Genomic DNA, 25615 nt, shown 5'->3' with positions numbered 1-25615 from the left:
CGTCGTTCAGGCGGTGCCGTCGGCGCCGCCGTCATGACCGTCCGGGTTGGAGCCGCCGTCGGCAGGACCCTCACCGGCATTCGCGGTGCCATCGGCCCCACCGTCGTGTCCACCCGGATTGGAGCCACCATCGGCAGGACCCTCACCGGCATTCGCGGTGCCATCGGCCCCACCGTCATGTCCACCCGGATTGGAGCCACCATCGGCGACGCCTTCGCCGCCGGAGTCGGATGTCGTGATGTCATCGTCGTCGAGGGCCATCGATCGTCCTTTCGTCGGCGGAGCCGTGGTTGTCACGACTCCTCTTCCACTATGGGCACTGCCTCGGGCGCGCGGGTCCGGTTCACGAGATCGCCTCCGGGCCGACGCGTCGACCTACCGGCGTACCGGGCTCACCCGTTTTGGATGATTCCCCGCGGCCAGCCGCGACAAACATCCGGCGCGCGCGAAACCGGGCGTAGCGTGAACGCGGTGCGAAAGTGGAGCGTTCTCATCATCTTGTGCGCCGCACAGTTCATCATGGTGCTCGACACGACCGTGATGAACGTGTCGGTGTCCAGCGTGGTGGAGGACCTCGACACCACGCTGACGCAGGTTCAGTTGGCAATCACCCTGTACACGCTGGTGATGGGCTCGTTCATGTTGTTCGGCGGACGGCTCGGCGATCTGTTCGGCCGGCGGAGGGTGTTCGCGATCGGGTTGCTGGTCTACGGGACCGGTTCACTCATCACCGCCTTCAGCCCCAACATCGGTGTGCTGCTGTTCGGTTGGTCGTTTGTCGAGGGCGCCGGTGCGGTGCTGGTGATGCCGGCGATCATCTCGTTGACCGCCGCCAACTACGAGGGGCGCGAGCGTGCCACCGCCTACAGTGCCCTCGGCGGGATCGCGGCCGCGGGCGCCGCCGCCGGCCCGCTCATCGGTGGATGGGTGACCGAGACGTTGACCTGGCGGGTCGTTTTCGCCGCCGAGACGGTGGTCTGCATCGTCGTCATCGCATGCGTGAGGGTCATCGCCGACACCAAAGTGTCGGGCTCGCGTCGCCTCGACTGGGGCGGCACGGCGCTGTCGGCACTCGGGCTGGGTCTGATCGTGATCGCCCTGTTGCAGGCCGGTTCGTGGGGCTTCATCCGTCCCTCCGGCGCATTGACCGTCGCGGGGACCGAGATCACGCCGTTCGGTTTCTCGGTGGTGCCGTTCATGATCGCGGCAGGCGTCTTCGTCTTGATCGGGTTCGTCGGTTGGGAGAACCATGTCATCTCGCGCGACGGCACACCGCTGATGCATCCTCGGCTGCTGCGAACACTGCATCTGCGCAACGGATTGGTGATGCTCATCGCCCAGCAGACCATCATCGGCGGGATGTTCTTCGTCATCCCGATCTATTTGCAGTATGTGCTGCTGAAGGACGCGTTCGACACCGGCCTGAAGTTGGCTCCCATGTCGGTGGCGATGCTCATCGCCGCCTTCGCCAGCCCGAAACTCGCTGCGACACAGTCGCCGCGGCGAATGGTCCGGATCGGTTTGGTACTGGTGATCATCGGATCGTTCACCTTGGTGAGCACCATCGAACCGCAACTCCAGGGTGTGCCCTTCGCCATCGGGATGGCGGTGTTCGGCGCCGGTTTCGGCTTCATCGCATCGCAGTTGGGCAATGTGATCATGTCGTCGGCGAGTGAACGTGACCGCGGTGAGGCAGGGGGATTGCAAGGGACCGCGCAGAACATCGGAACCTCGGTGGGGGTCGCGATGCTGGGTGCGCTGCTGATCGCCTCCCTCAGTAGCGGCTTCAACCAAATGGCACAAGCCGACCCCGACTTGTCCGAAACGACCAAGAGCCAGATCGCCGACGCATCTGCCGACGGTATCGAGATCATCAGCAGAGATCAGCTCGATGATGTCGCGGCGGCGAACGCGATCCCGGAGCAGGAGGTCGCAACGCTGATCGACAGTTATGTCGACGCGCAACTCACCGCGATCAAGGGAGCGATCCTGTTGGTGATCTTCCTCGCTGCGCTCGGCCTGGTGATAGCGCGACGACTGCCGCGGATTCCGGGGGCCGAACTCGGCACCCCGGATACCGACGACAGTCGTCGCGTCTCGAACGGCTGAGGACCCGTCAACTCCCGAGGATCTTGGCCTTCTGGGCAGCGAATTCCTGCTCGGTCAAGATGCCCTGCTGATAAAGCGCACCGAGTTCTTTGAGTTGTTCGATGGTGTCCTGTTGCGGTGCCGCTGCCGGGGCGGGTGCAGGAGCCGGGGCGGGAGCGGGAGCCGGCGCGGGCTGCGCGTAACGCTGCTGGTTCTCGTACTCCTGTTGCGCCCAGCGGTTTGCCTGGCGACGTGAGACACGATTGCTGACCGAGGTTGCGGTACCGGCGATGACCGCGGTGCGCGCGGCCGCGCGGATGAGTCCGGGCATGAGGTTCTCCTTGCTGTGAGTGGTCAGGGGGGACGGCCGAAGCGTCAGGCGTCCGCGGCGTCGGCAGCCTCGACGGCTTCGACGAAGGCATCCATCGGGATGCGACCGGACGCCACCATCTGGGCACCGTTTCGGCGTAGGGCACCGGCAAACGGTGCCGCCCAGGCATTCTCGTAGACCATGATCGCCGCGGCGGTTCCAGGTTGCAGGACCGACGCGGCCTCGGCGATGTCGTCCTCGCCGATCAGATCGCTCGCCGCACCGTCGAGAACCTCGAAATCGACGCCGAGTTGGTCGATCTCGAGGTGCGTCAGGGTCCCGTCCTCACCCTTCTGCACAAACGCGAGATCGATGACGCGGATGATGCCGCGGTCGACCAGTTCGACGAGGTACGGGATGGCTTCTCCGGTCGGCTGCTGCCCACTCCACTCCAGAACTATGTAATCGATGGGTCCGATGTCGGGAACGACTTCTTCGGTCATGACGACTTCCTCGCTGCGTCGCGATTGACAGGGCAGTGTCCGGTCGCGGCATGACGCACCTACCCCGACCGTCCTCCACGATCCTAGTGTCCCGCGCGACGCGCGTGGGTACTTCTCAGCGCAGGTCGATCACGTCGGCGTCGCCGGCATCGTCGTACAGCTTGCCGATCCGCTCGGCGTACTTGGTCGCAATCGGCTTACGACGAAGCTTCATCGTCGGGGTGAGTTCGTCCCCACCCGGGTCCCATGCCGCCGGGACGATCGTGAACCGCTTGACCTGCTCGACCTGAGAGAGTTTGCCATTGCCCTGCCGTACTGCCGCGGTGACCTCGTCGATCACCTCAGTCCTGCTCGACAGGGTCGCCATGTCGGCGTCGGGGATGTTGAGCATCTTCGCCCGGGCAGCCGCCGCGTCGGGGTCGAGCACCACCAAAGCCGAGATGTAGGGCCGCCCATCGCCGATCGCCACCACCTGGCCGATGAGTGACGAGGCGGCCTTCATGGCGTTCTCGATGTTGGTCGGCGACATGTTCTTGCCCGACTCGTTGATGATCAATTCTTTCTTGCGATCGACGATGGTCACGTTGCCCTCGTCGTCGATCTTTGCGATGTCGCCGGTCGCAAGCCACCCGTCCGCGTCGATGGTCTCCGCGGTCTTCTCGGGCTGCTTGCGGTAACCCCGCATCACCACGGGCCCTCGGATGAGCAGCTCGCCGTCGTCGGCGATCTTTGCCTCCACCCCGGTGACCGTCTTGCCGACGGTACCGATCCTGAGGTTCTCCGAGGTCGTCATGGTCGAGACACCGGTGGTCTCCGACATCCCCCACACCTCCAGGACGGGGACGCCGAGGCCGAGGAAGAACTCCAGCACCTCTGCGGGGATGGCCGCGGCACCGGAGCCGGCGAAGTGGACCTGGTCCATGCCGATCGCCTCACGCACCTTGTGCAGGACCAGCTTGTCGGCCAGGCCGTGTTGCAGCCCGCCGACCCGCCCCGGGTCGCGGCCTTCGAGGTGGGCACGTGCGGCCGAGGCGCCGGCGCCCAGAGCCCATGCCGCCAGGTTCTTTTTCACGGGGCTGGATTCCTCGGACATCTTCGCCTCGATACCGGCGCGGATCTTCTGCCACACACGCGGCACGCCGAAGAAGAACGTGGGACGCACTTCTGGCAGCGCAGCGGCGATCTCCCGCGGATCGGGAACCGTGGTGATCTGGATACCGCGCACCATGTTGGCGGCGTGCGACGATACGCGATCGGCGATGTGCGCGGCGGGGAGATACGAGATCACCCGGTCGTCGAAGCCTGCCTGGACATGCTCGGCGAGTGCCGCGAGTTCGGCGATGATGTTGCGGTGGGTGATCTCGACACCCTTGGGCGGCCCGGTGGTCCCCGACGTGTAGATCAGGGTGGCGAGGTCGTCGGGTTGCACCGCGCGCCACGACGCCTCGAAGTCGAAACTGTCAGGTGCGGCGGCCTGTTCGAGGTCGGCAAGCGACATCGCATCACTGGCCGTGCCGTCGACGACGATCGTCGTGGTGACATTCGTGGTCGCCGCGCGAATCGCCGGCAGGAACACCTGTTCGGTGACCACGACTGAGTTCTCCGCGTTGCCGAACAGGTACTCGATCTGGTCCGACGCGCTGGTGTTGTAAATGGAGAACGGAATTGCGCCCAGGTGCAGGGCGGCCGTGTCGACGAGATGGAACTCGGGGCGGTTGGTCAGCATGATGCCGACGGTGTCGCCGTGGCCGACACCGAGTGTCGCGAGCCCACGGGCGATCGCCTCCACCCGCCGCCCGTACTCCGCCCACGTGATCTCCTGGATTCCGCCGACTGTGCGCAGGGCTACTGCGTCGGGGCGGACGGTGATCGACTGTTGGAACGCCTCGGGCAATGTGGCCACCTGGGCCCCCGTCTCGTGGGGAAAGGTGATCTGTTCTGTCTGCGTCATGACCGATGTCCTCGCTCGTCTGGTCAGAGTGGTCGACATCACAGTACCGAGCACTGTGCGGCGCCGACAGACTTCCGTGAGAATGGTAATCCGAAAGTAAAACGACGTCGTCAGACGATCATTCGCGATCGGCCGAGCAGACTCAGGTGGTCACCGGGCGCAGCTCCCACTCGCCACCGCCGGTGAGTTCGAGGACCTCCGTGTGGTGCTGATCGGTGGTACTGCGATGACTCACCGACACCAGGATCGTCTCCGGCAGTTCCGCGCGGATCAGCGAGTACAGCGAGTACTCGAGCCCCTCGTCGACCGCCGAGGTCGCCTCGTCCATGAACACCACCTCCGGACGGGTCAGCAAGATGCGCGCGAATGCCACCCGCTGCTGCTCCCCCGGTGACAGCACCTTCGACCAGTCCTCTTCCTCGTCGAGACGGTCGACGAGATGCGGAAGGAAGACCCGCTGCAAGGCGGAGCGGATCGCGTCGTCGCCGACGTCGTCGGGCGCGGCCGGGTAGGCGACCGCGGTGCGTAGGTCGCCGAGCGGGATGTACGGGATCTGGGACAGGAACAGGGTGCGTCGTCCGAGCGGACGATCGACCTCGCCGTCGACGAACGGCCACATCTCGGCAATGCCGCGCAGCAGCGTCGTCTTTCCCGAACCGGAACTGCCCTTGACCACCAGTGCGTCTCCAGGTGTCATCGACAGCGACAACGACCTCACCAACGGACGGTCATCAGGTGTGGTGATGTCCACGTTCTGCAGCGCAAGACGCCGCTCTTGGCTCTCCTCCGTCGGTATCCGCCTCAGCTCGCGTGACTTGTTGTTCGCGTCGTGCAGACCGTCGAGACGGATCAGCGACGCTCGCAGTTCGGTGAACTCGTCATAGGACTCGCGGAAGAACGAAAGCGAGTCATGCATGTTGCCGAAGGCTGTCGACGACTGCATCACCGCTCCGAGGGTGATCTCGCCGGCGATGAACCGAGGAGCCTGAACTATCAGCGGGAAGACGACAGCGGTCTGATTGACCGTGAGGTTCCACCCGTTGAACTTCAACGTCCGGAAGACAATTCGCCAGAAGTTCCGAATGACCTCAGCAAAGCGAGAGAGCAGGCCCGCACGCTCCACCCCCTCCCCGCGATAGAACGCCACGTTCTCGGCGCCATCGCGAATGCGGACCAACGCGTAGCGGAAATTGGCGGTGAGACGTTCGTTCAAGAAGTTCAGTCGAATCAACGGTCGGCCGATATAGAACGCGATCACTGTGGTCACCAAGACGTAGCTGAGGACGATCCACATCATCGCGCGCGGGAACGTGACACCGAGGATCGTCAACGGTCCCGAAAGGTCCCATAAGATCTTGGTGAACGACACGATCGAAACGACGGCGGAGACGGCACCAAACGCGAGGCCTCGCGAATACGTGACGAAGTTGGTGATGTCTGCTTCGATGCGCTGATCCGGGTTGTCGATGTTGGCCTCGCCGACGAAACGGTTGCGGTAGTAGGCCTGTCCGTCGAGCCAATCGGCCGTCATCCGGTCGGTCATCCACGTTCGCCATCGAATATCAAAGGCCTGACCGGCATAAAAGTCGACGAGAGAACGAATGACGTGGAGGGTGGCCAACAAGCCAAAGATCCCGATCGCACGCCAGAACGCGGACGCGGCGGAGTCGCGCGCAGCGAGATCGCCCTGGACGAGTCCCTCGGCGATACCCTGCATTGCGGTGTACATGTCGTTGTACTGGTAGGAAATCAGAACGTTGAGGCGCACGCTGAGCAGGGTCAACAACAGCAGCCCGGCAAGGATGGTCCACGTGAGCCACTTGCCTGGGCCGGTGAAAAAGCCCCGGGACAGACGCCAGAATTGACGGCCCCACTTCGTGTATCGCGCAAGCGCGGCGCAGATGGCGATTCCGGCGGCAGCCGAGATCGCGAACGCGATGGCCAGCCAGATCGTCGAGGCAAGCCACTCGTGGCTCCAGTCGATGCTCTCGTCCACGCATCCCCTCCATGCACACGTCAGCGCAAGCCGACGACCGACAGATCGCCGAAGTCTAACCCGGGTGAACGCCACGCACCGGACAACGGCACATGGGACAAGGGCACATGGGACAAGGGCACATGGGACAAGGGCACACGCGTCACGACACGGGTCGCAGCACTGCCCCTTCGCTGAGCGCGGTTTCGGACACGGTCTCCTGGAGGGAATCTCCGATGCGTACGACGTAGCCACCCCGTGCGGCGGGCACATCGTCGGCGGTGAACGGCATCTCGCAGCGCCCGTCCTCGGTTCGCGGGGCACCGAGCCGGGTGGACGCCAGTTCTTCGCCGGTCTCGTCATAGATCCGCACCGGCGATCCGGGGGCCACGTCGGCGGCACCGGTCGCGCAGAGCACGACCCCGTGCGCTTCGAAGGAGGCCGCGGCGACCGAACCCACCATCACCGCGAGCACAGCGACCGCGGCCAGCACCAAGCCTGCGACCGCACTGACGAGGATGATCGGCGAGCGGGTACGTCGTTGCCAGGTACGTTGCGGCAGCATCGGTCCGGGCTGCAGCCAGTATTCCGGCTGTGTATGCGGCCACCCATCCGACCGGGGCGGCTGGGCTGAGGTCATGGCGACCAGTGTGCCATCTGTGCGGTCAGCTCTTCGGTGGGAAGTATTTGATCAGCGCTTCTTGCACCACCGAGGTCGCCAGCGTGCCGTCGCGCATCCAGAAGCGTCCCGATCCCATGCCGCGCGAGCCCGATGCCACCGGAGAGCGGGTGGCGTAGAGCAGCCAGTCATCGAAACGGAACTCGCGGTGAAACCACATCGAATGGTTCACCGTGGCGGCGAAAAGACGGTCGATCCCCCACGACAACCCGTGCGTGGTGATGATCGAGTCGAGGACGGTGGTATCCGAGGCATAACACATGGCGGCCACATGCATGATCGGATCGTCGGGCATCTCACCGTCGGTCTTCATCCAGACCCGATTGTCCTTGAGCTTCTCCCCTGCGTCGCGCACCTTCCAGGTCGGGTCGTTCGCGAAGCGAATATCGATCGGGTGCATAGCGTTCACGAAGGTCGCGATCCGATCCTCGAAACCCTTGAAATGCTCGCCCAACGGTGGCAATTCCTCCGGGTAGGGCACCTGCGGGATCTCCACCGCGTGCTCGAGCCCGGCCGCATTGTCCTGAAAGGCCACCAGCATCGTGAACACCTCGGCACCGTCCTGCATGGCGGTGACCTGACGGTTTGCGAAGGCTTTTCCATCGCGGAACCGCGCGACGTGGTATTCGAGCGGCTTGTTCACGTCACCACCGCGGATGAAATGCGCGTGCAACGCGTGGATCGGCGGGTTGCCCCGGGTGAGGGTGCGCGATGCCGCGACCACACCCTGCCCAAGGAGCTGTCCTCCGAACGTGCGGGCCGTCTTCTGCTCGGGGTGCTGCCCGATGAAGAGGTCGTCGTCGCGCTGTTCGACGTCGAGCAGGGCGAGCAGTTTACCGAGGTCCTCGGATTGTGCGGTCATGAGAGCACACCCTATGTGTTGAGGGTGCGGGGTCTCGATACGCCTCCTCGCTGCCGCTCGTCGGCTACTCGACCAGCGGAAAGGGCGCGCACTCCTCGGCTACCCGACCAGCGGAAAGCGCGCGCACTCCTCGGCTACCCGACCAGCGAAAAGGGCGCGCACTCCTCGGCTACCCGACCAGCGGAAAGGGCGCGCGCTCGGTGGCTACTCGACCTGCGGGAGGTGGGTTAGTGATCCTGTTCGCCGATGCGGTGGACGTGGATCATGTTGGTGGAGCCGACGGTGCCGGGCGGTGCGCCCGCGACGATCACCACCACGTCACCCTCCTTGAGGCGACCGATCTTCAGGAGCTGATGATCCACCTGGTCGATCATGTGGTCGGTGGTGTCGACGTGATCGACGATGAACGTCTCCGTGCCCCAACTCAATGCGAGCTGACTGCGCACCGCCTGGGTCGGGGTGAACGCGAGCAACGGTAGCCGTGAATGCAGTCGGGCCAAGCGACGCACGGTGTCACCGGACTGGGTGAACGCCACGAGCGCCTTGACCTCCAGCCGCTCGCCGATGTCGCGGGCAGCATAGGAGATGATGCCCCGCTTGGTTCGCGGCACATGCGACAGCGGCGGCACATCACGCGAGCCGCCCTCGACGGCGCGGGCGATCTTGTCCATGGTCAGCACCGCATCGATCGGCCACTTGCCCACCGAGGTCTCACCGGAGAGCATTACCGCGTCTGCACCGTCGAGCACGGCGTTGGCGACATCAGAAGCCTCAGCGCGGGTCGGGCGCGAGTTCTCGATCATCGAGTCGAGCATCTGGGTCGCCACGATGACCGGCTTGGCGTTCTCGCGCGCCATCTGAATGGCCCGCTTCTGCACCAGCGGCACTTCTTCGAGGGGCAACTCGACACCGAGATCGCCGCGGGCGACCATGATGGCGTCGAAAGCCAGGACAATCGCCTCGAGGTTGTCGATCGCTTCCGGCTTCTCGAGCTTCGCGATCACCGGCACGCGCCGCCCGACACGGTCCATCACCTCGTGCACGATCTCGATGTCGGCCGGGCTGCGCACGAACGACAGAGCGATCATGTCGACGCCGAGTTTCAGGGCGAATTCCAGGTCGGCAATGTCCTTTTCCGACATCGCGGGCACCGAGACGTTCATGCCGGGCAGTGATAAACCCTTGTTGTTACTGACCGGACCGCCTTCGGTGACCCGGCAGACGACGTCGTTGCCGTCGATCGCGGTCGCGGTCAGCCCGACCTTGCCGTCATCGACCAGCAGGCGATCGCCCACCGATGCGTCCTCGGCAAGCTGTTTGTAGGTGGTCGACACCCGATCCTGGGTACCTTCGATGTCGTCGACGGTGATCCGCACTTCGTCGCCGGTGTCCCACATGACCTCGCCGTTGAGCGTCCCTTCGTCGCGGAACTTCCCCAGCCGGATCTTGGGTCCCTGCAGGTCAGCCAGCACACCCACCGCTTTACCCGCGGCGTCGCTGGCCTTGCGCACACGCGCATAGACCTCTCGATGGACATCGTGGGTGCCGTGGCTCATGTTCATCCGAGCCACATCCATGCCCGCCTCGACGAGCTCTTTCAGTTTCTCGTCCGAGCTTGTGGCCGGTCCGAGGGTGCAAACGATCTTTGTACGACGTGTCACTGTGATCACCTTAGTCCCGTTGCCACGCCATCTCTATCCCGGTGACGATTGGTCATCCGCTCGCCATGTCGGGTTGTCGAAATCACCATCGGATGAGTGAACACTCATCGCACCGACAGCGGCAAGGCCGCCGGCCGGACCGGTGACGGCAGGTCCGATTCACCCATCAGGAACTCATCGACGGCCCGGGCGGTGGACCGTCCCTCCGCGATCGCCCACACCACCAGCGATGCCCCACGATGCGCATCCCCACACACGAACACCCCGGGCGCGTCGGTTTGCCAGTCGCTTCCACACGAGAGCGCCCCGCGCCGATTCGGCTCGATACCGAGGTCGTCGAGCAACTGACCCCTACGCACACCGGCAAAGCCGATAGCGAAAAGGGCCAATTCACAAGGGATCTCGAACTCCTCACTGACCGGTGTCACCACTCGGCGACCATCGGGCTCCCGGGTGACCTCGACTTCCGCGAGGACCATCGCCGCAACGTTGCCGTTGGCATCGCCGACGAAACGCTGCACTGCCACCTCGTACTTGCGCACACCGCCCTCGGCGTGGGCCGAGGATGTGCGCATCACCAGTGGCCAGGTGGGCCACGGTGATCGGTCGTCGTCGCGGTCCTCGGGCAGCGCCGGGTTGTAGTCGAGCTGCACCACCGATGCGGCACCTTGGCGATGTGCCGTACCCAGACAGTCCGCACCGGTGTCACCGCCGCCGATGATGACCACGTGTTTACCGGCCGCGGTGACCGGCGAGAGCCCGTCACCTTCGCATTCCTTGTTGGCCGGCACCAGATGCTCCATGGCCAGGTGTACGCCGGCCAGGTCGCGTCCGGGGACAGGGTTGTCGCGTGCCTCCATCGCACCGATGGCCAAGACCACCGCGTCGTGCTTCGCCTGCAGATCGGCGACAGACAGATCAACACCCACATCACAATTGACGACCAATTCGGTGCCCTCGGCTCGCATCTGCGCGACCCGGCGATCGATGTCGGACTTCGGCAGTTTGTACTCCGGGATGCCGTAGCGCAGCAATCCGCCGATCCGATCGTCCCGCTCGTAGACGGTCACGTCGTGACCGGCCCGGGTGAGCTGCTGAGCGGCCGCCAGACCCGCTGGCCCCGACCCCACCACACCGACCGACTTGCCCGATCGCGATGCCGGCGGCTCGGGCCCGATGATCGCCTCCGCCCACGATTCGTAGGCGATGGTCTTCTCGATGCGTTTGATGGTGACGCTGCCGCCGGTGGTGGCCTCCGAGATCGACAACACGCATGCGGCCTCACACGGTGCCGGACACACCAACCCGGTGAACTCGGGAAAATTGTTGGTGGCGTGCAACCTTGCGCTGGCCGCATCCCATCGTCCGCGACGCACCAGATCGTTCCACTCTGGGATCAGATTCCCCAGCGGACAACCGGCAGTGCCGGAGTGACAGAACGGGATCCCGCAGTCCATGCACCGGCGCGCCTGTTCGGACACATCAGTGAGCTCGAGCATCGGGTTGTCGGGATGGGCGTACACGTCGCCCCAGTCCTGCACCCGCTCGGCGACGGGACGGTACTTCGATTCCTTCTTCGGAACCTCCAGAAATCCGCGCGGATCAGCCACGTGCCGCCTCCATGATCGCTGAATCGACGTCGCGGCCTTCGGCTTCGGCCATCCGCGCCGCATCGAGAACCCGTTTGTAGTCGGTCGGCATCACCTTGGTGAAGCCCAGGCATCGCCGCGGCCAGTCGGCCAGCATCGACGCACCGATCGCCGAGCCGGTCAGTTCGGTGTGTCTGGTGATCGTGTCGTGCAGGAACTGTAGGTCGTCGGGATCCGGGCGAAGCAATTCGACCATGGCCATGTTCACCTTGGACTCGTCGAGGTCGTAGACGTATGCAATGCCGCCGGACATACCCGCCGCCAGATTGCGCCCGGTGGGTCCGAGGATCACCACCCGACCGCCCGTCATGTATTCGCAGGCATGGTCACCCACACCCTCGACCACCGCTGTGGCACCCGAATTGCGGACGGAGAACCGCTCGCCGACCCGTCCGCGCAGGTACACCTGACCCGACGTCGCGCCGTACAGGATGGTGTTTCCCGCGATCACCTGGTCTTCGGCGATGAACCACGCGTCGGGATTGGGCCGGACGATGATCTTGCCGCCACACAGCCCCTTGCCGACGTAGTCGTTGGTGTCGCCGGCCAGGCTGATGGTGACGCCCGGGGGCAGGAATGCGCCCAGCGACTGTCCGGCCGAACCGGTCAGGTTCACCGTGATGGTGTCCTCGGCCAGCCCCTCGGCACCGTAGCGGCGGGTCACCGCCGATCCGAGCAGGGTGCCGACTGTGCGGTTGACGTTGCGCACCGGCAGTTCCAGGGTGACCGGGTGGGCGTCCTCGAGCGCTCCTTCGGCGAGCTGGATGAAGGTCTGATCGAGCGCACGGTCCAGGCCGTGATCCTGACCGCGCAGCCGGCGGGTGGGACCTTTGTCCTCGAACTTGCGGAAGATGGGAGCGAGGTCGAGGCCCTTGCTCTTCCAATGCGCGACGGCCTCATCGGTGTGCAGCCGCTGCGACTGCCCGATCGCTTCATCAAGCGTGCGATAACCCAACTGCGCCAGATACTTCCGGACGTCCTCGGCGACGAAGCGGAAGAAGTTGACCAGATGTTCGGCCTGACCGGTGAAACGTGAACGCAACACCGGGTTCTGCGTTGCGACACCTACCGGGCAGGTGTCGAGATGACAGACCCGCATCATGATGCAGCCGGCCACGATCAACGGGGCGGTGGAGAATCCGTACTCTTCGGCACCGAGCAGCGCCGCCATGATGACGTCGCGGCCGGTCCGCAGCGCACCATCACACTGCACGGTGATGCGGTCGCGTAACCCGTTGAGCATCAATGTCTGTTGGGCATCGGCGAGGCCGATCTCCCAGGGGGTGCCGGCGTGTTTGAGCGACGTCAGCGGCGACGCGCCGGTGCCTCCGTCGTGACCGGAGATCAGCACCACGTCCGCGTGTGCCTTCGACACACCGGTGGCCACCGTGCCGACTCCGACCGCGCTCACCAGTTTCACGTGGATCCTCGCGTCGGCATTGGCGTTCTTGAGGTCGTGGATGAGCTGGGCGAGATCCTCGATCGAGTAGATGTCATGATGTGGCGGCGGTGAGATGAGTGCAACGCCGGGCGTGGAATGACGGGTCTTGGCAATCCACGGGTACACCTTGTAGGCGGGAAGCTGGCCGCCCTCACCGGGTTTCGCGCCTTGGGCCATCTTGATCTGGATGTCGGTGGCGTTGGTCAGATAGTCGCTGGTCACGCCGAAACGACCAGAAGCGACCTGCTTGACCGCACTGCGCCGCTCCGGGTCGTAGAGCCGGTCGACGTCTTCGCCGCCCTCACCGGAGTTGGATCGGCCGCCGATCCGGTTCATCGCGATGGCGATCGTCTCATGCGCCTCGGCCGAGATCGATCCATAGCTCATCGCGCCGGTGTTGAACCGCGTCATGATGGCTTCGGCCGGCTCGACCTCTTCGAGCGGGATAGGGTCGCGGGCACCGAGGTCGAAGTCGAACAGCCCGCGCAGTGTGCCACCTTCGCGGGACAGTTTGTCGACCTCGTCGGAGTACTTCTGGAAGACCTCCGCCTGGCCGGTCTTCGTCGCATGCTGCAGGAGGAAGATCGTCTCGGGGGTGAACAGATGCAGTTCACCCTCGCGGCGGTACTGGTATTCACCACCGACGTCGAGGCGCCGGTACACCTGTTCGGTCGGGTTCTCCGGGAACGCGCGGTGATGCCGCATACGTACTTCTTCGGCGAGTTCGTCGAGGCCGACACCCTCGATGCGCGACACGGTCCGCGTGAAGTACTCCTTGACCACCGCCGACGACAGGCCGACGGCCTCGAAAGCCTGTGCCCCGGTGTATGAGCTGATGGTGGAGATACCCATCTTGCTCATCACCTTCAGCACGCCCTTGCCGAGCGCTTCGAGATAGTTGCGGGAAGCCTTCGACGGCGACACACCGATGAGTTCACCCTCGGCGATGAGGTCGTCGATCGTCTCCAACGCGAGGTACGGATTGACTGCGGCGGCACCGAAGCCGATGAGGGTGGCGATGTGGTGGACCTCGCGGGCATCGCCGGATTCGATCACCAGCGCGACCTTCGTGCGCTCCTTGGTGCGCACCAGATGGTGATGCACCGCCGATGTCGCCAGCAGCGACGGGATGGGGGCATGGTCGCGGTCGGTGTGGCGATCGGAGATCACCAATGTGGAGTGCCCCTCGGCGATCGCCTGACTCGCCCGGGTACGCAGATCTTCGAGGCCGGCGGCCAACCCGGCACCGCCGTCGGCGACGTCGTACAGGCTGTGCAGCACCTTCGCCGACAAACCGGGGTTGTCGCCGTCGTCATTGATGTGCACCAGTTTGGCGAGGTCGTCGTTGCCGATCACCGGCCAACGCAGCAGGATCTGGCGGCATGAGGCCGCGGTCGGGTTCAGCAGATTCTGTTCGGGTCCCATCACCCGTGCCATCGAGGTGACGATCTCCTCGCGGATGGCGTCCAATGGTGGGTTGGTGACCTGCGCGAACAGTTCGACGAAATAGTCGTAGAGCAGCCGGGAACGTTGGGACAACACGGCGACGGGGGTGTCGGTACCCATCGAACCGAGCGGCTCGTAGCCCGACGCGGCCATCGGTGTGAGCAGGACACGGAGATCTTCTTCGGTGTACCCGAACGACAGTTGCCGGCGGACCACGGTGTCGTGGTTGGGTTTGTACACCGGTCGCGCCGGCAGCGTTGCGATGTCGAGAAGTCCGGCGTGCAGCCACTCGTCGTAAGGTTCGGCGTCGATGAGGTCGGCCTTGATCTCCTCGTCGGGGACGATCCGGCCCTGCCGGGTGTCGACCAGAAACATCCGGCCGGGTTCGAGTCGCCCCTTGGCGATCACGTCGTCGACCGGGACGTCGAGGACGCCGGCCTCCGATGCCAAGATGACGCGGCCGTCGCGGGTCTGCCACCAGCGTCCGGGGCGCAGTCCGTTTCGATCGAGGACGGCGCCCACCACCGCGCCGTCGGTGAAGGTGACACACGCGGGACCGTCCCATGCCTCCATCATCGAGGCGTTGAATTGCAGGAACGCGCGGCGCTTGGACTCCATGTGGGGCACGTTTTCCCATGCCTCGGGCACCATCAACATCACCGCGTGATGCACGCTGCGACCGCCGAGGTGTAGCAGTTCGAGTACCTCGTCGAGGGACGCCGAGTCCGACGCCTCCGGTGTGCAGATCGGGAATGCCCGCTTCAGGTCTCCGGGGATGAGGTCGGTCTCGAGCAGCGCCTCGCGCGCCCGCATTCGGTTGCGATTACCGCGCACGGTGTTGATCTCACCGTTGTGGGCAACGAACCGGAACGGGTGGGCCAGCGGCCACGAGGGAAAGGTGTTGGTGGAGAAGCGCGAGTGCACGATCGCGATGGCGCTGTGGCAGCGATCGTCGCGTAGGTCGTCGTAGTACAGCGGCAGCTGCATCGTGGTGAGCATGCCCTTGTAGACCATGGTCCGACTCGACAGCGACGGGAAGTACAGCCCGGTCCCGGCTTCGTCGATCTCGGCGGTGACACGTTCGGCCTGTTTGCGGAAGGGGTAGATGAAGCGGTCGAGTTCGAGGCCGCCAATGCGGCCGGCGCCGGCGGCGGGCTCGACGGTGACGAACAGCTGCATCATGTAGGGCATGCAGCCCAGTGCGGTTTCACCGATGTCGGCGCCGTCCGGGTCGACGGGCAGGTCGCGCCAACCGAGGATCGTGATGCCCTCGTCGGCGGCGAGTGCGGTCACCCGCTCGATCGCGCGTTCCCGCAACGCCGGGTCGACCGGCAGGAAGCAATTCCCGGCGGCGTAGGTGTTGTCCCCGGCGGCGGTGGGTGCGGGCAGGTCGAAGTCGACCACTGCCCGCAGCAACTCGTCTGGCAGCTGGATGAGGATGCCCGCACCGTCGCCCGAGTTGACCTCCGCGCCGGCAGCGCCGCGATGCTCGAGATTCTCAAGGGCGAGCAACCCGTCGGCGACGATCGAATGGGACCGACGGCCGTACACGTCGGTCACCATGGCAACGCCACAGGAATCGACTTCTGCTGCGGGGTCATACAACCCCTGTTTGGCCGGCAGCGCAGAAAACAACATCTCGAACCTCCACTCGACTCGTGACGAATCGCAATGCTCGATTGTCCTCAGGGACAACGCTGGCCCGTGGAGCAACATCGGCGACCGAGTCGGATGGGCTGATCCGGGACGCCGTGAAAAACCACTCTATCCGACCGAAACCAGCGGTGCCGATTTCCGCGCTGTGATCGATGCCGGATCGTCGTCCGGACGTGTGCCGGGCGGGCTGCTACTTGGCGTCGGTGTCGTCGGCGGTGTTGTCGGCGTCGTCCGAGGTTCCCTCGACGACATCCGGGGTTCCCTCGGCGTCCTCGGGGGTTCCCTCGGCGTCCTCGGGGGTTCCCTCGGCGTCCTCGGGGGTTCCCTCGGCGTCCTCGGGGGTTCCGTCGGCGTCCTCGGGGGTTCCCTCGACGACATCCGGGGTTCCCTCGGCGTCCTCGCGGGTTCCCTCGGCCTGCTCGGCGGTGTCGCGGTCGGACTCGAGGACCCACGCGTCGCTGCTGCTCGACGACGTGATCGGTTCACCTTCCGCGTCCCGTGGGGTGTGCCGGGCGATGGCGGCAGCCAACGCGTCCTGCGCAGAGCTCGGTTGTCGGTCGGCGGCGCGCGCTTGTTCGTCGACCTCATGATCGGGGCCGTCGGCGCGGTCGTCGATGTAACCGACCGCACCCATCGCCTCGAGTTCCTCGGCGCGGTCGGCGTGGTAGATCTCGAGTCCCTGCTCGCGACCTTTCGGCGCGACCAGGAAGTAGGCGGCCGCACAGGCGAACACCAGCACGGCGGTGAACACGTTGATGCGGGTGCCGAAGATATGGGTCGCGGGGTCCGAGCGCATCAGTTCGATGCCGAATCGACCAACGCAGTAGCCCGCTACGTACAACGCGAACAGGCGCCCGTGGCCGATCCGGAACCTCCGGTCCACGGCGACGAGCACGATCACCACCGCGACGTTCCACAGCAATTCGTAGAGGAACGTCGGGTGCACCACTGCGACGACGGTCCCGTTCGACGTGCCCGAGATCAGGCCGGGGTCGGCGAAGCCGTTGGCGTCGACCCGCTCGTAGATCTCCAGTCCCCACGGCACGGTGGTCTCGCGGCCGTACAGTTCCTGGTTGAAGTAGTTGCCGAGTCGACCGATGGCTTGGGCCAGCAGGATCGCCGGGGCCAGTGCGTCGCCGAACGGCGGCAATCTGATGCCGTGGTGGCGCGCGCCGATCCAGGCCCCCAGCGCACCGAGCAGGACCGCACCCCAAATGCCGAGTCCGCCGTCCCAGATCTTGAGGGCGTCGATCGGGTCCTTGGGCCCGTCCCCGAAGTAGGTCTGCCAGTCGGTGGCGACGTGATAGAGCCGTCCGCCGATCAGGCCGAACGGCACCGCCCAGATCGCGACGTCGAGGACCTCACCATCCTGGCCGCCGCGGGCGATCCAACGCCGGTTGCCCCACCAGACGGCGACGATGATCCCGACGATGATGCACAACGCGTACGCCCGGATCGGCACCGGACCGAGATGCCAGACACCCTCAGGAGGGCTCGGGATGTAGGCCAGGATCGTCGATGTCGGATGCGTCGATCCGGTGATCGTCGTCGGCCCAGCGAGGAGTGTCGGCACCGTCACGCTGCCACCCTAGCCGACCCGTGGTCGGCCCAGATCAGGGTGCCGTCGAGACCGGGGAACGCACCCCGTCGGCCAATTCGGTGACAAGAGATGCGAGGGCGTCGACACCTGTCTTCGCCGCGCTGACCAACGCCGACCCGACGATCACGCCGTCCGCGTAGCCCGCAATCTGCGCCGCCTGCACCCCGCTGCGCACACCGAGACCCACGCCGATCGGGATGTCGGAGTGGGCGCGAACCCGCGCGCACAGTTCCGGTGCCGCGTCGGACACGGCGTCGCGCGCCCCCGTGACACCCATCGTGGACGCGGCGTAGATGAATCCGCGCGAGGCGTCGACCGTCATGGCCAGGCGCTCGGCCGTCGAGGACGGGGCGACCAGATAGATCCGGTCGAGGTCGTGCTCATCGGAGGCGGCATGCCATTCGGCTCCCTCTTCGGGAATGAGGTTCGGGGTGATCATTCCGGCCCCACCGGCCGCAGCCAGGTCGCGCGCGAACCGATCCACCCCGTACTGCAGAACTGGATTCCAGTAGCTCATCACCACGGCCTGCCCACCGGCATCGGCAATGGCCTGCACGGCGGTGAACACGTCTCGAACGCGGACCCCGCTGCTCAGGGCGGTGTCGGCAGCCTCTTGGATGGTCGGTCCGTCCATCACCGGGTCGGAGTACGGGACGCCGACCTCGATGATGTCGCAGCCGGCGGCCACCATCGCGCGGAAGGACTCCAGCGACGTCTCCACGGTGGGATAACCAACCGGAAGATAGCCGATCAGGGCGCCGCGGCCTTCGTCACGGCACCTCGCGAAAGTGGCGCCGAGCCGGGACGGAGCGGTGTGTCGGATCGTGGCGGTCATACCGTCTCCCCCGTCTGTTCGCCGCCCGCGGACGCCTCGTCCTGTGACGGCGGTTTGTCGAACAGCTCGAACCAGCGGGCAGCCGTGTCGACGTCCTTGTCTCCGCGACCGGACAGACTCACCACGATGATCGCGCCGTCACCGAGCTCACGGCCCAGCTTCAGCGCACCGGCCACCGCGTGCGCGGACTCGATCGCGGGGATGATCCCCTCCCGACGACTCAACAGGGCCAACGCATCCATCGCTTCGGCATCGGTGATCGGCCGGTACGCGGCCCGCCCGATGTCTTTGAGGTAGGCGTGCTCGGGTCCGACCCCGGGATAGTCGAGTCCGGCCGAGATCGAGTGCGACTCGGTGGTCTGCCCGTCTTCGTCCTGCAACAGATAGGAGTACGCGCCCTGGAATGCGCCCGGGGTGCCGCCGGTGAACGTGGCCGCATGCCGACCGGTCTCGACGCCGTCGCCGGCCGCTTCGAACCCCACCAGGCGGACGTCGGTGTCGTCGATGAACGGGTGGAAGATGCCGATGGCGTTGGACCCGCCACCGACACAAGCGGTCACCGCGTCGGGGAGCCGCCCGGCCTGCTCCAGGATCTGTGCGCGTGCCTCCAACCCGACCACCCGCTGCAGATCGCGCACCATCATCGGGAACGGGTGCGGGCCGGCGGCGGTGCCGAAGCAGTAATAGGTGTTGTGCGCGTTGGTGACCCAGTCACGCATGGCCTCGTTGATGGCGTCCTTGAGGGTCGCCGAGCCGTTGTCCACCGCGATCACGTCCGCGCCGAGCAGCCGCATCCGCGCCACGTTCAGGGCCTGCCGGTCGGTGTCCACGCGGCCCATGTAGACCACGCACTCCAGGCCGAGCAGTGCACACGCGGTCGCCGTCGCCACCCCGTGCTGTCCGGCACCGGTTTCGGCGATGACCCGGGTCTTGCCCATCCGCTGCGCGAGCAGCGCCTGACCCAGCACGTTGTTGATCTTGTGGGATCCGGTGTGGTTGAGGTCTTCGCGCTTGAGGAAGATCCGCGCCCCACCGGCCGCCTCACGCAGCCGCTTCGCCTCGTACATCGGAGACGGCCGTCCGGTGTAGTCACGCTGTAACCGGTCGAGTTCGGCGAGGAAGTCGTCGTCGGACCGGACCTTCTCGTAGGTGGTGGTGACCTCGTCGATCACCGCCATCAGGGCTTCGGGTACATGACGGCCGCCGTACACACCGAAATGCCCGCCCTGATCGGGTTCGATGGAGGTGCGCGATGCCAAGCCGGCGCTCGCTGTCGGATACCTGACGTCTGAGCTGTGGGTGTTGGCGGTCACTGTTCTCTCGTCGTACTGGCAGGGGTGGGAAGCAAGGGTTTCGCCGGGACCGAACCGCCGGTCAGCGAACCGGTTTCGGGCAGGACGGATGCGTACCGGCGGTAACCAACTCCGAGACGGCGGCCCGCGGATCACCACTGGTGACGAGTCCCTCGCCGACCAGCACGGCGTCCGCGCCGGCACCGGCGTAGGCGAGCAGGTCTGCCGTGCCGCGTACACCCGACTCCGCTATTCGGATCACCTGGGTGGGCAAGCCGGGGGCGATCCTGGCGAAACTGTCGCGATCGACCTCGAGGGTCTTGAGATTGCGGGCGTTGACGCCGACCACCGATGCTCCGGCCTCCAGCGCGCGGTCGGCTTCTTCTTCGGTGTGCACCTCCACCAGAGCGGTCATGCCCAGACTCTCGGTGCGGTCCAGCAGTGCGGCGAGAACATTCTGTTCCAAGGCCGCCACGATCAGCAGGATGACATCGGCGCCGTGCGCGCGGGCCTCGTGAATCTGGTAGGGCCCGACGATGAAGTCCTTGCGCAACACCGGGATGTTCACCGCGGCGCGCACACTGTCGAGGTCGGCCAGCGACCCGCGGAAGCGCCGTTCCTCGGTGAGCACGCTGATGATGCGCGCACCACCGGCTTCATAGGCGCTCGCGAGTTCCGCCGGATCACCGATGGCGGCCAGATCACCCTTCGATGGGCTGGCCCGCTTGACCTCGGCGATCACGCCGATGCCGGGCTGACGCAATGCGGCCATCGCGTCCTTGGCTTCTGGAGCCTTGGCCGAGGCCGCCTTGATCGCGGCATAGTCGATGACGGCCTCGCGTGCGGCCACGTCGGCTCGCACTCCTTCGATGATGGAGTCGAGGACAGTTGGCGTACTCACGCGGGTGGCCCCCTTTCGGTGTTCGTGTGCTCTCAGCGTAAACCGGTGCCGGATCTGCGTTGTGCCCGGGTTGGCCGATCAGCCGCGGTCGGATCGTCGGTTGTCGGGCTCGTCGGATCGACCGTCCGATGGCGCCTGTGGCGGGTCCGCGCGGGGCCCGGCCTCGGGACCGGTGGCCGAGGTGTCGCCGTCGACGTCGGTGGGGTCGATCCCGGTGTCCAACGCGTCCCACATCATGCGTTCGTTCGCGGGCGGTGCGTCGTTACCTCCCGCAGGGTCGTCGGCACGCGCGGGGCGGCGCGCGGGCGCCACACCACCGTCCTGGCCGTCCGGCTGGTGTCGGCGCTGCTCGTGCTCGGCGAAGATCTGGCGTTCCAACTCTTCCCGACGCGCGCCCGGCGTCTGGTACTTCGATGACATGCCCGACGCCCCGCCGGCAACCCGCAGCAGCAGGACCCCGGCCAGCACCGAGCACAACGACCCCACCAGAACGACAGCCGCAGCCCAGTCGACAGTGGTGATGAGCAGCACCTGAAAGCGCCCGGGGATGTCGGCGGCGCTCGCGGCGTAGTCGGAATCGGCGCCGCCGGTGATCAGGGAGAGCGCCGGTACCGCCGAGAGCACTCCGGCCGCCGCCACCAGGATCGCGATCACGCGCAATCCCCAACCACGCAGCGAGAAGGCGGCCAGGATCGCCGCCAACAAGACCAGCGCGAGCGGGGTCAGCCAGGGACTCCAGTCCGAGCCTTTGACCTCGAATGTCCGCGGCGGCGCCAACCCGTCGGAGGCGAGCACCCGACACCACACCAGCCGCGACGCCGACCACAGCGCGAGCGCCGACACCGCCAGCAGAACGGCGGCCAGCACCTGGCGCCGACGCAGATACGACTTGGTCGACATGGCCGGATCGAGACGCGAGGGCGCCGAGCCCGACGGCGTCCGCCCGGCGGATTCGGCCGGCTCCGGGGTGCTCATTGCGACGCCTTCCCGGTGCCGGACCCGACCCGCTCCATCGTCGCGGCCGCCGCCACCGCATTGAGGACCGCGGTGGCCTTGTTGCGCGCCTCGTTGTATTCGTATTCGGGTTCGCTGTCAGCGACCACACCGCCGCCGGCCTGCACGAAGGCCCGACCGTCGGCCATCAGGGCGGTACGGATCGCGATGGCCGTGTCCGCGTCGCCGGCAAAGTCGAGATAGCCGACGATGCCGCCATACAGTCCGCGGCGCGTCAGTTCGTGCTCATCGATCAGTTCCATCGCGCGCACCTTGGGCGCCCCGGTGAGTGTGCCCGCCGGAAAGCATGCGGTGACCGCGTCGAGCGCATGCTGATCGTCGCGCAGTTCGCCCGAGACCGTGGACACCAGGTGCATGACGTGGCTGTAGCGCTCGACGTGACGGTAGTCGCCGACCTTGACGGTGCCCGGGCGGCAGACCCGGCCGAGGTCGTTGCGCCCGAGGTCGACGAGCATGAGGTGTTCGGCGTTCTCCTTCTCGTCCTCCACGAGTCCCTTGGCGAGCAGGTGGTCCTCTTCCTCGGTGGCACCCCGCCACCGGGTGCCGGCGATCGGGTGGGTGGTGGCGACGCGGTCCTGCACCGTCACCAACGCTTCCGGGCTGCTGCCGACGATGGTGAACGGCCCTCCGCCCACGGGTCCGCTGCCGAGCGCACCGGGCATGCGCAGCAAATACATGTAGGGACTCGGATTCGATGCCCGCAACACCCGGTAGACGTCGATCGGGTCGGCGTCGGTGGCCATCTCGAAGCGCTGGGACGGCACGATCTGGAAGGCTTCGCCTGCCTCGATCTCGCCGACCAGGTCGGTGACGATCCCGCTGTACTCCGCGAGGGTGCGCTGCGCCGAGTACTCCGGGGTGGGCCGATCGTAGTGCGACACGGTCGACGGAGCCGGCGCGGCGAGTGCCTCGGTCATCCGGTCGAGCCGGGCGACCGCGTCGACGTAGGCCTCGTGGACCCGGTCGTCGGACCCGTCCCAGTTCACCGCGTTGGCGATCAGGGTGATGGTGCCCTCGTGGTGATCGACTGCGGCGAGGTCGGTGGCCAGCAGCATCATCATGTCCGGTAGGCCGAGATCGTCGACGGTGGTCTCGGGGAGGCGCTCGAGTCGTCGCACCATGTCGTAGGCGAAGAATCCGACGAAGCCGCCGGTGAGCGGTGGCATGTCCGGGAACCGGTCGGTGGCCAGCAGTCGCAGCGACTCGGCGAGCACCGCCAGCGGATCGCCACCGTCAGGCGCGCCGTTGGGGACTTCGCCCCACCAGCGCGCTTCGCCATCGACGACGGTGAGCGCGGACGGCGACCGCACCCCGATGAACGACCACCGCGACCACGAGCGGCCGTTCTCCGCCGACTCGAGCAGGAAGGTGCCCTCCCGGTCACCGGCGAGTTTGGCATATGCCGACAACGGGGTCTCGGAGTCGGCGAGGACCTTTCGGGTCACCGGCACCACTCGATGATCGGCGGCCAGATCCAGGAACTCGTCGAGGGTGGTGGTCGCGGCGCTCATCCCAGCGGCTCGCCGCCGACGCCCCACTGCTGGCGGGGTACCTCGGTGATGGTCACCCACACCGAGTCGGGGTTCTTCCCGGTCGCCTTGGCATACGCCTCGGTCACCGCCGCGATGGTTTCGCGCTTGACCCGGTCGGACAGGCCCGGGGTCTGCGAGATCTGGATCAGTGGCATGGACGCCGTCACCGCCTTTCTGGTGGAGGACAGGGCTCGTTCATTCTCCCGCGGTGCCGGACTGCCGACCGGCAGGGGTGGGTCAGTCGGTCGACGGCAACAGCGAAGGAGTGTCGAAACAGCTGTGATTGCCGGTGTGACACGCCGCGCCAACCTGGTCGACGACCAGCAACACGGTGTCGCCGTCACAGTCGAGGCGGACATCGTGCACGTACTGGGTGTGTCCGCTCGTCTCCCCCTTGACCCAGTACTGCCGGCGCGAGCGCGAGTAGTAGGTCGCGCGCCGGGTGGTCAGGGTCTGTTCGAGGGCGGCGTCGTCCATCCACGCCATCATCAGCACGGTGCCGGTGCCACGTTCCTGGGCGATGGCGGCGAACAGCCCATCGTCGTTGCGCTTGAGCTGTGCGGCGAGGTCGGGGTCGAGGGCCATCACCGCACCGTGATTCCCTCGGCGTTCATCGCGGCCTTGACCTCACCGATGCCGAGTTCGCCGAAGTGGAAGACCGACGCCGCCAGTACGGCGTCGGCTCCGGCCTGGACTGCGGGGGCGAAGTCGGCGACAGCGCCGGCACCGCCGCTGGCGATCACCGGGACCTCGACGGCTGCCCGCACTGCGGCCAGCATCCGGAGGTCGAATCCCCGTTTGGTCCCGTCGGCGTCCATGGAGTTGAGCAGGATCTCCCCCACGCCCAGTTCCTGACCGCGCCGCGCCCACTGCACCGCGTCGATCCCGGTCCCGCGCCGGCCACCGTGAGTGGTGACCTCCCAGCCCGACGGTGTGGGCTGTTCCCCGGCCGGGACCGTGCGGGCATCCACCGACAAGACTATGCACTGGGAGCCGTAGCGTCGGCTCATCTCGCCGAGCACCTCCGGCCGGGCGATGGCCGCAGTGTTGACGCTGACCTTGTCGGCACCGGCGCGCAGCATCGCATCCACGTCGTCGACGGTGCGGATGCCGCCGCCGACAGTGAGCGGGATGAAGATCTGGTCGGCGGTGCGCTTGACCACGTCGATCATCGTCGCGCGACCGGAACTCGATGCGGTGACGTCGAGGAAGGTCAGTTCGTCTGCCCCCTCGGTGTCGTACCGGGCGGCGAGCTCCACCGGATCGCCCGCATCGCGCAGGTTCTGGAAGTTGACCCCTTTGACCACACGGCCGTCGTCCACGTCCAGGCACGGGATCACTCGGATCGCGACAGTCATGAGGCTCCTCCGGTTGTGTCGGGTCGGGCGCTGTGCGGCTGCGCGCCCCATTCGTCTCCGACGACCTCGGCGATCACCGCCATCAGTTCGGTGTGCAGGCGCGGCGCCGCGCACACCAGCGACGGCGACGAAGCGGTCCAAGGCGCTCCGCTGAGATCTGTGGCGACCCCACCTGCGGCACGTACGAGTGCCGCTCCGGCGGCGTTGTCCCACGCGTGCCGGCCGAATGCGATCGCACCGCCGAAGACGCCCGCCGCGGTGTAGGCCATGTCCACGCCGGTGCTGCCGGTCATCCGCAGTCGGGACACCCGTGAGCTGAGCGCGCTCAACACATCGGCGCGACGCGCACCCGGGTAGCGGCCGTGGCCCGCCACATTGAACGGGCCGTAGGAGACCACCGAAGACGCCAGTTCGGTGGGCTCCAGCGGTGCGACGGGGTGGCCGTCGACGTACAGCGGGCCGTCGACGTGTCCGGCGTAACGACGGCCCAACAACGGTAGCCAGGTCAGCCCGAGCACGGGTTCGCCGTCGACGAGCAACCCGAGCAGTATGCCGGTCAACGGCATCCCGGACGAATAGTTGTAGGTGCCGTCCACCGGGTCCAGCACCCAGACGGCGCCCTCGGTGACCGGCGGTCCACCGAACTCTTCGCCGTGCACCGGGATTGCGGTGCGTTCGGTGAGGTCCGCGGCGATCCGGCGTTCGAGGTCGAGGTCGACCTGGGTGGCGAAGTCCGTCGCCCCCTTCTCGACCGCGCTGGGCGCCCCGAGGCCGTCGACGAAGTACTCGGCCACCGAGTCCAGGATCTCGCCCGCGGTGTGGAGCAGGGCCGTGTGGTCGGTCACGCTGCCATCCATCGCGC

General features: G+C 66.3%; 21 protein-coding genes. 1 reads left to right on the top strand and 20 read right to left on the bottom strand.

Going from position 1 to position 25615, the window contains the following annotated elements; translation table 11 throughout:
- Nucleotides 1-6: 6 nt before the first annotated feature.
- Entirely contained in the window at nucleotides 7-261 is a 255-nt protein-coding gene (locus VX037_RS11490; RefSeq protein WP_235723141.1) for a BatC protein, read from the bottom strand.
- 210 nt (nucleotides 262-471) lie between these two features.
- On the opposite strand from VX037_RS11490, the gene VX037_RS11485 reads away from it, so the two are divergent.
- The gene (locus tag VX037_RS11485) at nucleotides 472-2109 is read left to right on the top strand and encodes an MFS transporter (RefSeq protein ID WP_328714310.1); all 1638 of its coding nucleotides are present in this window, start codon (nucleotides 472-474) and stop codon (nucleotides 2107-2109) included.
- Nucleotides 2110-2116: 7 nt separating this feature from the next.
- Here VX037_RS11485 and VX037_RS11480 read toward each other — a convergent pair whose 3' ends face one another.
- The 19 genes from VX037_RS11480 to VX037_RS11390 all read right to left on the bottom strand — a co-directional run bounded on the left by VX037_RS11480 (nucleotide 2117) and on the right by VX037_RS11390 (nucleotide 25610).
- A complete protein-coding gene (locus VX037_RS11480) occupies nucleotides 2117-2419 on the bottom strand; it encodes an SHOCT domain-containing protein (protein WP_328714308.1) in 303 nt (100 codons plus the stop codon).
- Nucleotides 2420-2463: 44 nt separating this feature from the next.
- Entirely contained in the window at nucleotides 2464-2901 is a 438-nt protein-coding gene (locus VX037_RS11475) for a DUF6325 family protein (RefSeq protein WP_235723144.1), read from the bottom strand.
- A 115-nt stretch (nucleotides 2902-3016) separates the two neighbouring features.
- Nucleotides 3017-4852 carry an AMP-dependent synthetase/ligase gene (locus VX037_RS11470; RefSeq protein WP_328714306.1) on the bottom strand — a complete coding sequence of 612 codons (1836 nt, stop codon included), beginning with the start codon at nucleotides 4850-4852 and terminating at the stop codon, nucleotides 3017-3019.
- A 142-nt stretch (nucleotides 4853-4994) separates the two neighbouring features.
- Nucleotides 4995-6848, bottom strand: a complete 1854-nt coding sequence (locus tag VX037_RS11465) for an ABC transporter ATP-binding protein/permease (protein WP_235723146.1) — start codon at nucleotides 6846-6848, stop codon at nucleotides 4995-4997.
- Between the two features lie 142 nt (nucleotides 6849-6990).
- Nucleotides 6991-7467, bottom strand: coding sequence for a hypothetical protein (locus VX037_RS11460; protein ID WP_328714304.1), 477 nt, complete (start codon nucleotides 7465-7467; stop codon nucleotides 6991-6993).
- A 25-nt stretch (nucleotides 7468-7492) separates the two neighbouring features.
- Complete coding sequence (locus VX037_RS11455) at nucleotides 7493-8368, bottom strand: acyl-CoA thioesterase (protein WP_235723148.1); 876 nt, start codon at nucleotides 8366-8368, stop codon at nucleotides 7493-7495.
- Between the two features lie 227 nt (nucleotides 8369-8595).
- Nucleotides 8596-10029 (bottom strand): pyruvate kinase, encoded by a 1434-nt coding sequence (gene pyk, locus VX037_RS11450; RefSeq protein WP_266061050.1) that lies wholly within the window; start codon nucleotides 10027-10029, stop codon nucleotides 8596-8598.
- A gap of 104 nt (nucleotides 10030-10133) precedes the next feature.
- Nucleotides 10134-11639 carry a glutamate synthase subunit beta gene (locus VX037_RS11445; protein WP_328714302.1) on the bottom strand — a complete coding sequence of 502 codons (1506 nt, stop codon included), beginning with the start codon at nucleotides 11637-11639 and terminating at the stop codon, nucleotides 10134-10136.
- A complete protein-coding gene (gene gltB / locus VX037_RS11440; RefSeq protein WP_328714300.1) occupies nucleotides 11632-16203 on the bottom strand; it encodes a glutamate synthase large subunit in 4572 nt (1523 codons plus the stop codon). The genes VX037_RS11445 and gltB overlap by 8 nt, the downstream gene beginning before the upstream one ends.
- 208 nt (nucleotides 16204-16411) lie before the next feature.
- A complete protein-coding gene (gene lgt / locus VX037_RS11435) occupies nucleotides 16412-17800 on the bottom strand; it encodes a prolipoprotein diacylglyceryl transferase (RefSeq protein WP_442903658.1) in 1389 nt (462 codons plus the stop codon).
- Nucleotides 17801-17834: 34 nt separating this feature from the next.
- Complete coding sequence (gene trpA, locus VX037_RS11430) at nucleotides 17835-18656, bottom strand: tryptophan synthase subunit alpha (protein ID WP_328714298.1); 822 nt, start codon at nucleotides 18654-18656, stop codon at nucleotides 17835-17837.
- Nucleotides 18653-19969, bottom strand: a complete 1317-nt coding sequence (trpB, locus tag VX037_RS11425; RefSeq protein WP_328714296.1) for a tryptophan synthase subunit beta — start codon at nucleotides 19967-19969, stop codon at nucleotides 18653-18655. The genes trpA and trpB overlap by 4 nt, the downstream gene beginning before the upstream one ends.
- A 61-nt stretch (nucleotides 19970-20030) precedes the next feature.
- Entirely contained in the window at nucleotides 20031-20849 is an 819-nt protein-coding gene (trpC, locus tag VX037_RS11420) for an indole-3-glycerol phosphate synthase TrpC (RefSeq protein WP_328714294.1), read from the bottom strand.
- Between the two features lie 78 nt (nucleotides 20850-20927).
- Entirely contained in the window at nucleotides 20928-21824 is an 897-nt protein-coding gene (locus VX037_RS11415; protein WP_442903657.1) for a TIGR02234 family membrane protein, read from the bottom strand.
- Nucleotides 21821-23374, bottom strand: coding sequence for an anthranilate synthase component I (locus VX037_RS11410; RefSeq protein ID WP_328714292.1), 1554 nt, complete (start codon nucleotides 23372-23374; stop codon nucleotides 21821-21823). The genes VX037_RS11415 and VX037_RS11410 overlap by 4 nt, the downstream gene beginning before the upstream one ends.
- On the bottom strand, nucleotides 23371-23550 hold the full coding sequence (locus VX037_RS11405) for a tautomerase family protein (protein WP_066162994.1): 180 nt from the start codon (nucleotides 23548-23550) through the stop codon (nucleotides 23371-23373). Before VX037_RS11405 ends, VX037_RS11410 begins: the two co-directional genes overlap by 4 nt.
- A gap of 82 nt (nucleotides 23551-23632) precedes the next feature.
- The gene (gene hisI / locus VX037_RS11400; RefSeq protein ID WP_328714290.1) at nucleotides 23633-23980 is read right to left on the bottom strand and encodes a phosphoribosyl-AMP cyclohydrolase; all 348 of its coding nucleotides are present in this window, start codon (nucleotides 23978-23980) and stop codon (nucleotides 23633-23635) included.
- Complete coding sequence (hisF, locus tag VX037_RS11395; RefSeq protein WP_235723158.1) at nucleotides 23980-24753, bottom strand: imidazole glycerol phosphate synthase subunit HisF; 774 nt, start codon at nucleotides 24751-24753, stop codon at nucleotides 23980-23982. The genes hisI and hisF overlap by 1 nt, the downstream gene beginning before the upstream one ends.
- The gene (locus tag VX037_RS11390) at nucleotides 24750-25610 is read right to left on the bottom strand and encodes an inositol monophosphatase family protein (protein WP_235723159.1); all 861 of its coding nucleotides are present in this window, start codon (nucleotides 25608-25610) and stop codon (nucleotides 24750-24752) included. Before VX037_RS11390 ends, hisF begins: the two co-directional genes overlap by 4 nt.
- Nucleotides 25611-25615 lie beyond the last annotated feature (5 nt).

Origin of the sequence: Gordonia sp. Z-3, assembly GCF_036233855.1 — a bacterium.
GTDB classification, from domain to species: Bacteria; Actinomycetota; Actinomycetes; order Mycobacteriales; family Mycobacteriaceae; genus Gordonia; species Gordonia tangerina.
The sequence above is the reverse complement of the archived record's forward strand: the minus strand, read 5'-3'. Positions and strand labels throughout refer to the sequence as shown.

Coding starts and splice junctions, on each gene's coding strand:
- hisI (WP_328714290.1), bottom strand. CDS start 23,980: ATGGCCCTCGACCCCGACCTCGCCGCACAGCTCAAGCGCAACGACGAT.
- VX037_RS11470 (WP_328714306.1), bottom strand. CDS start 4,852: ATGACGCAGACAGAACAGATCACCTTTCCCCACGAGACGGGGGCCCAG.
- trpA (WP_328714298.1), bottom strand. CDS start 18,656: ATGACCGCCACGATCCGACACACCGCTCCGTCCCGGCTCGGCGCCACT.
- VX037_RS11475 (WP_235723144.1), bottom strand. CDS start 2,901: ATGACCGAAGAAGTCGTTCCCGACATCGGACCCATCGATTACATAGTT.
- gltB (WP_328714300.1), bottom strand. CDS start 16,203: ATGTTGTTTTCTGCGCTGCCGGCCAAACAGGGGTTGTATGACCCCGCA.
- hisF (WP_235723158.1), bottom strand. CDS start 24,753: ATGACTGTCGCGATCCGAGTGATCCCGTGCCTGGACGTGGACGACGGC.
- VX037_RS11455 (WP_235723148.1), bottom strand. CDS start 8,368: ATGACCGCACAATCCGAGGACCTCGGTAAACTGCTCGCCCTGCTCGAC.
- VX037_RS11405 (WP_066162994.1), bottom strand. CDS start 23,550: ATGCCACTGATCCAGATCTCGCAGACCCCGGGCCTGTCCGACCGGGTC.
- VX037_RS11490 (WP_235723141.1), bottom strand. CDS start 261: ATGGCCCTCGACGACGATGACATCACGACATCCGACTCCGGCGGCGAA.
- VX037_RS11415 (WP_442903657.1), bottom strand. CDS start 21,824: ATGAGCACCCCGGAGCCGGCCGAATCCGCCGGGCGGACGCCGTCGGGC.
- VX037_RS11480 (WP_328714308.1), bottom strand. CDS start 2,419: ATGCCCGGACTCATCCGCGCGGCCGCGCGCACCGCGGTCATCGCCGGT.
- VX037_RS11460 (WP_328714304.1), bottom strand. CDS start 7,467: ATGACCTCAGCCCAGCCGCCCCGGTCGGATGGGTGGCCGCATACACAG.
- VX037_RS11390 (WP_235723159.1), bottom strand. CDS start 25,610: ATGGATGGCAGCGTGACCGACCACACGGCCCTGCTCCACACCGCGGGC.
- VX037_RS11410 (WP_328714292.1), bottom strand. CDS start 23,374: ATGAGCGCCGCGACCACCACCCTCGACGAGTTCCTGGATCTGGCCGCC.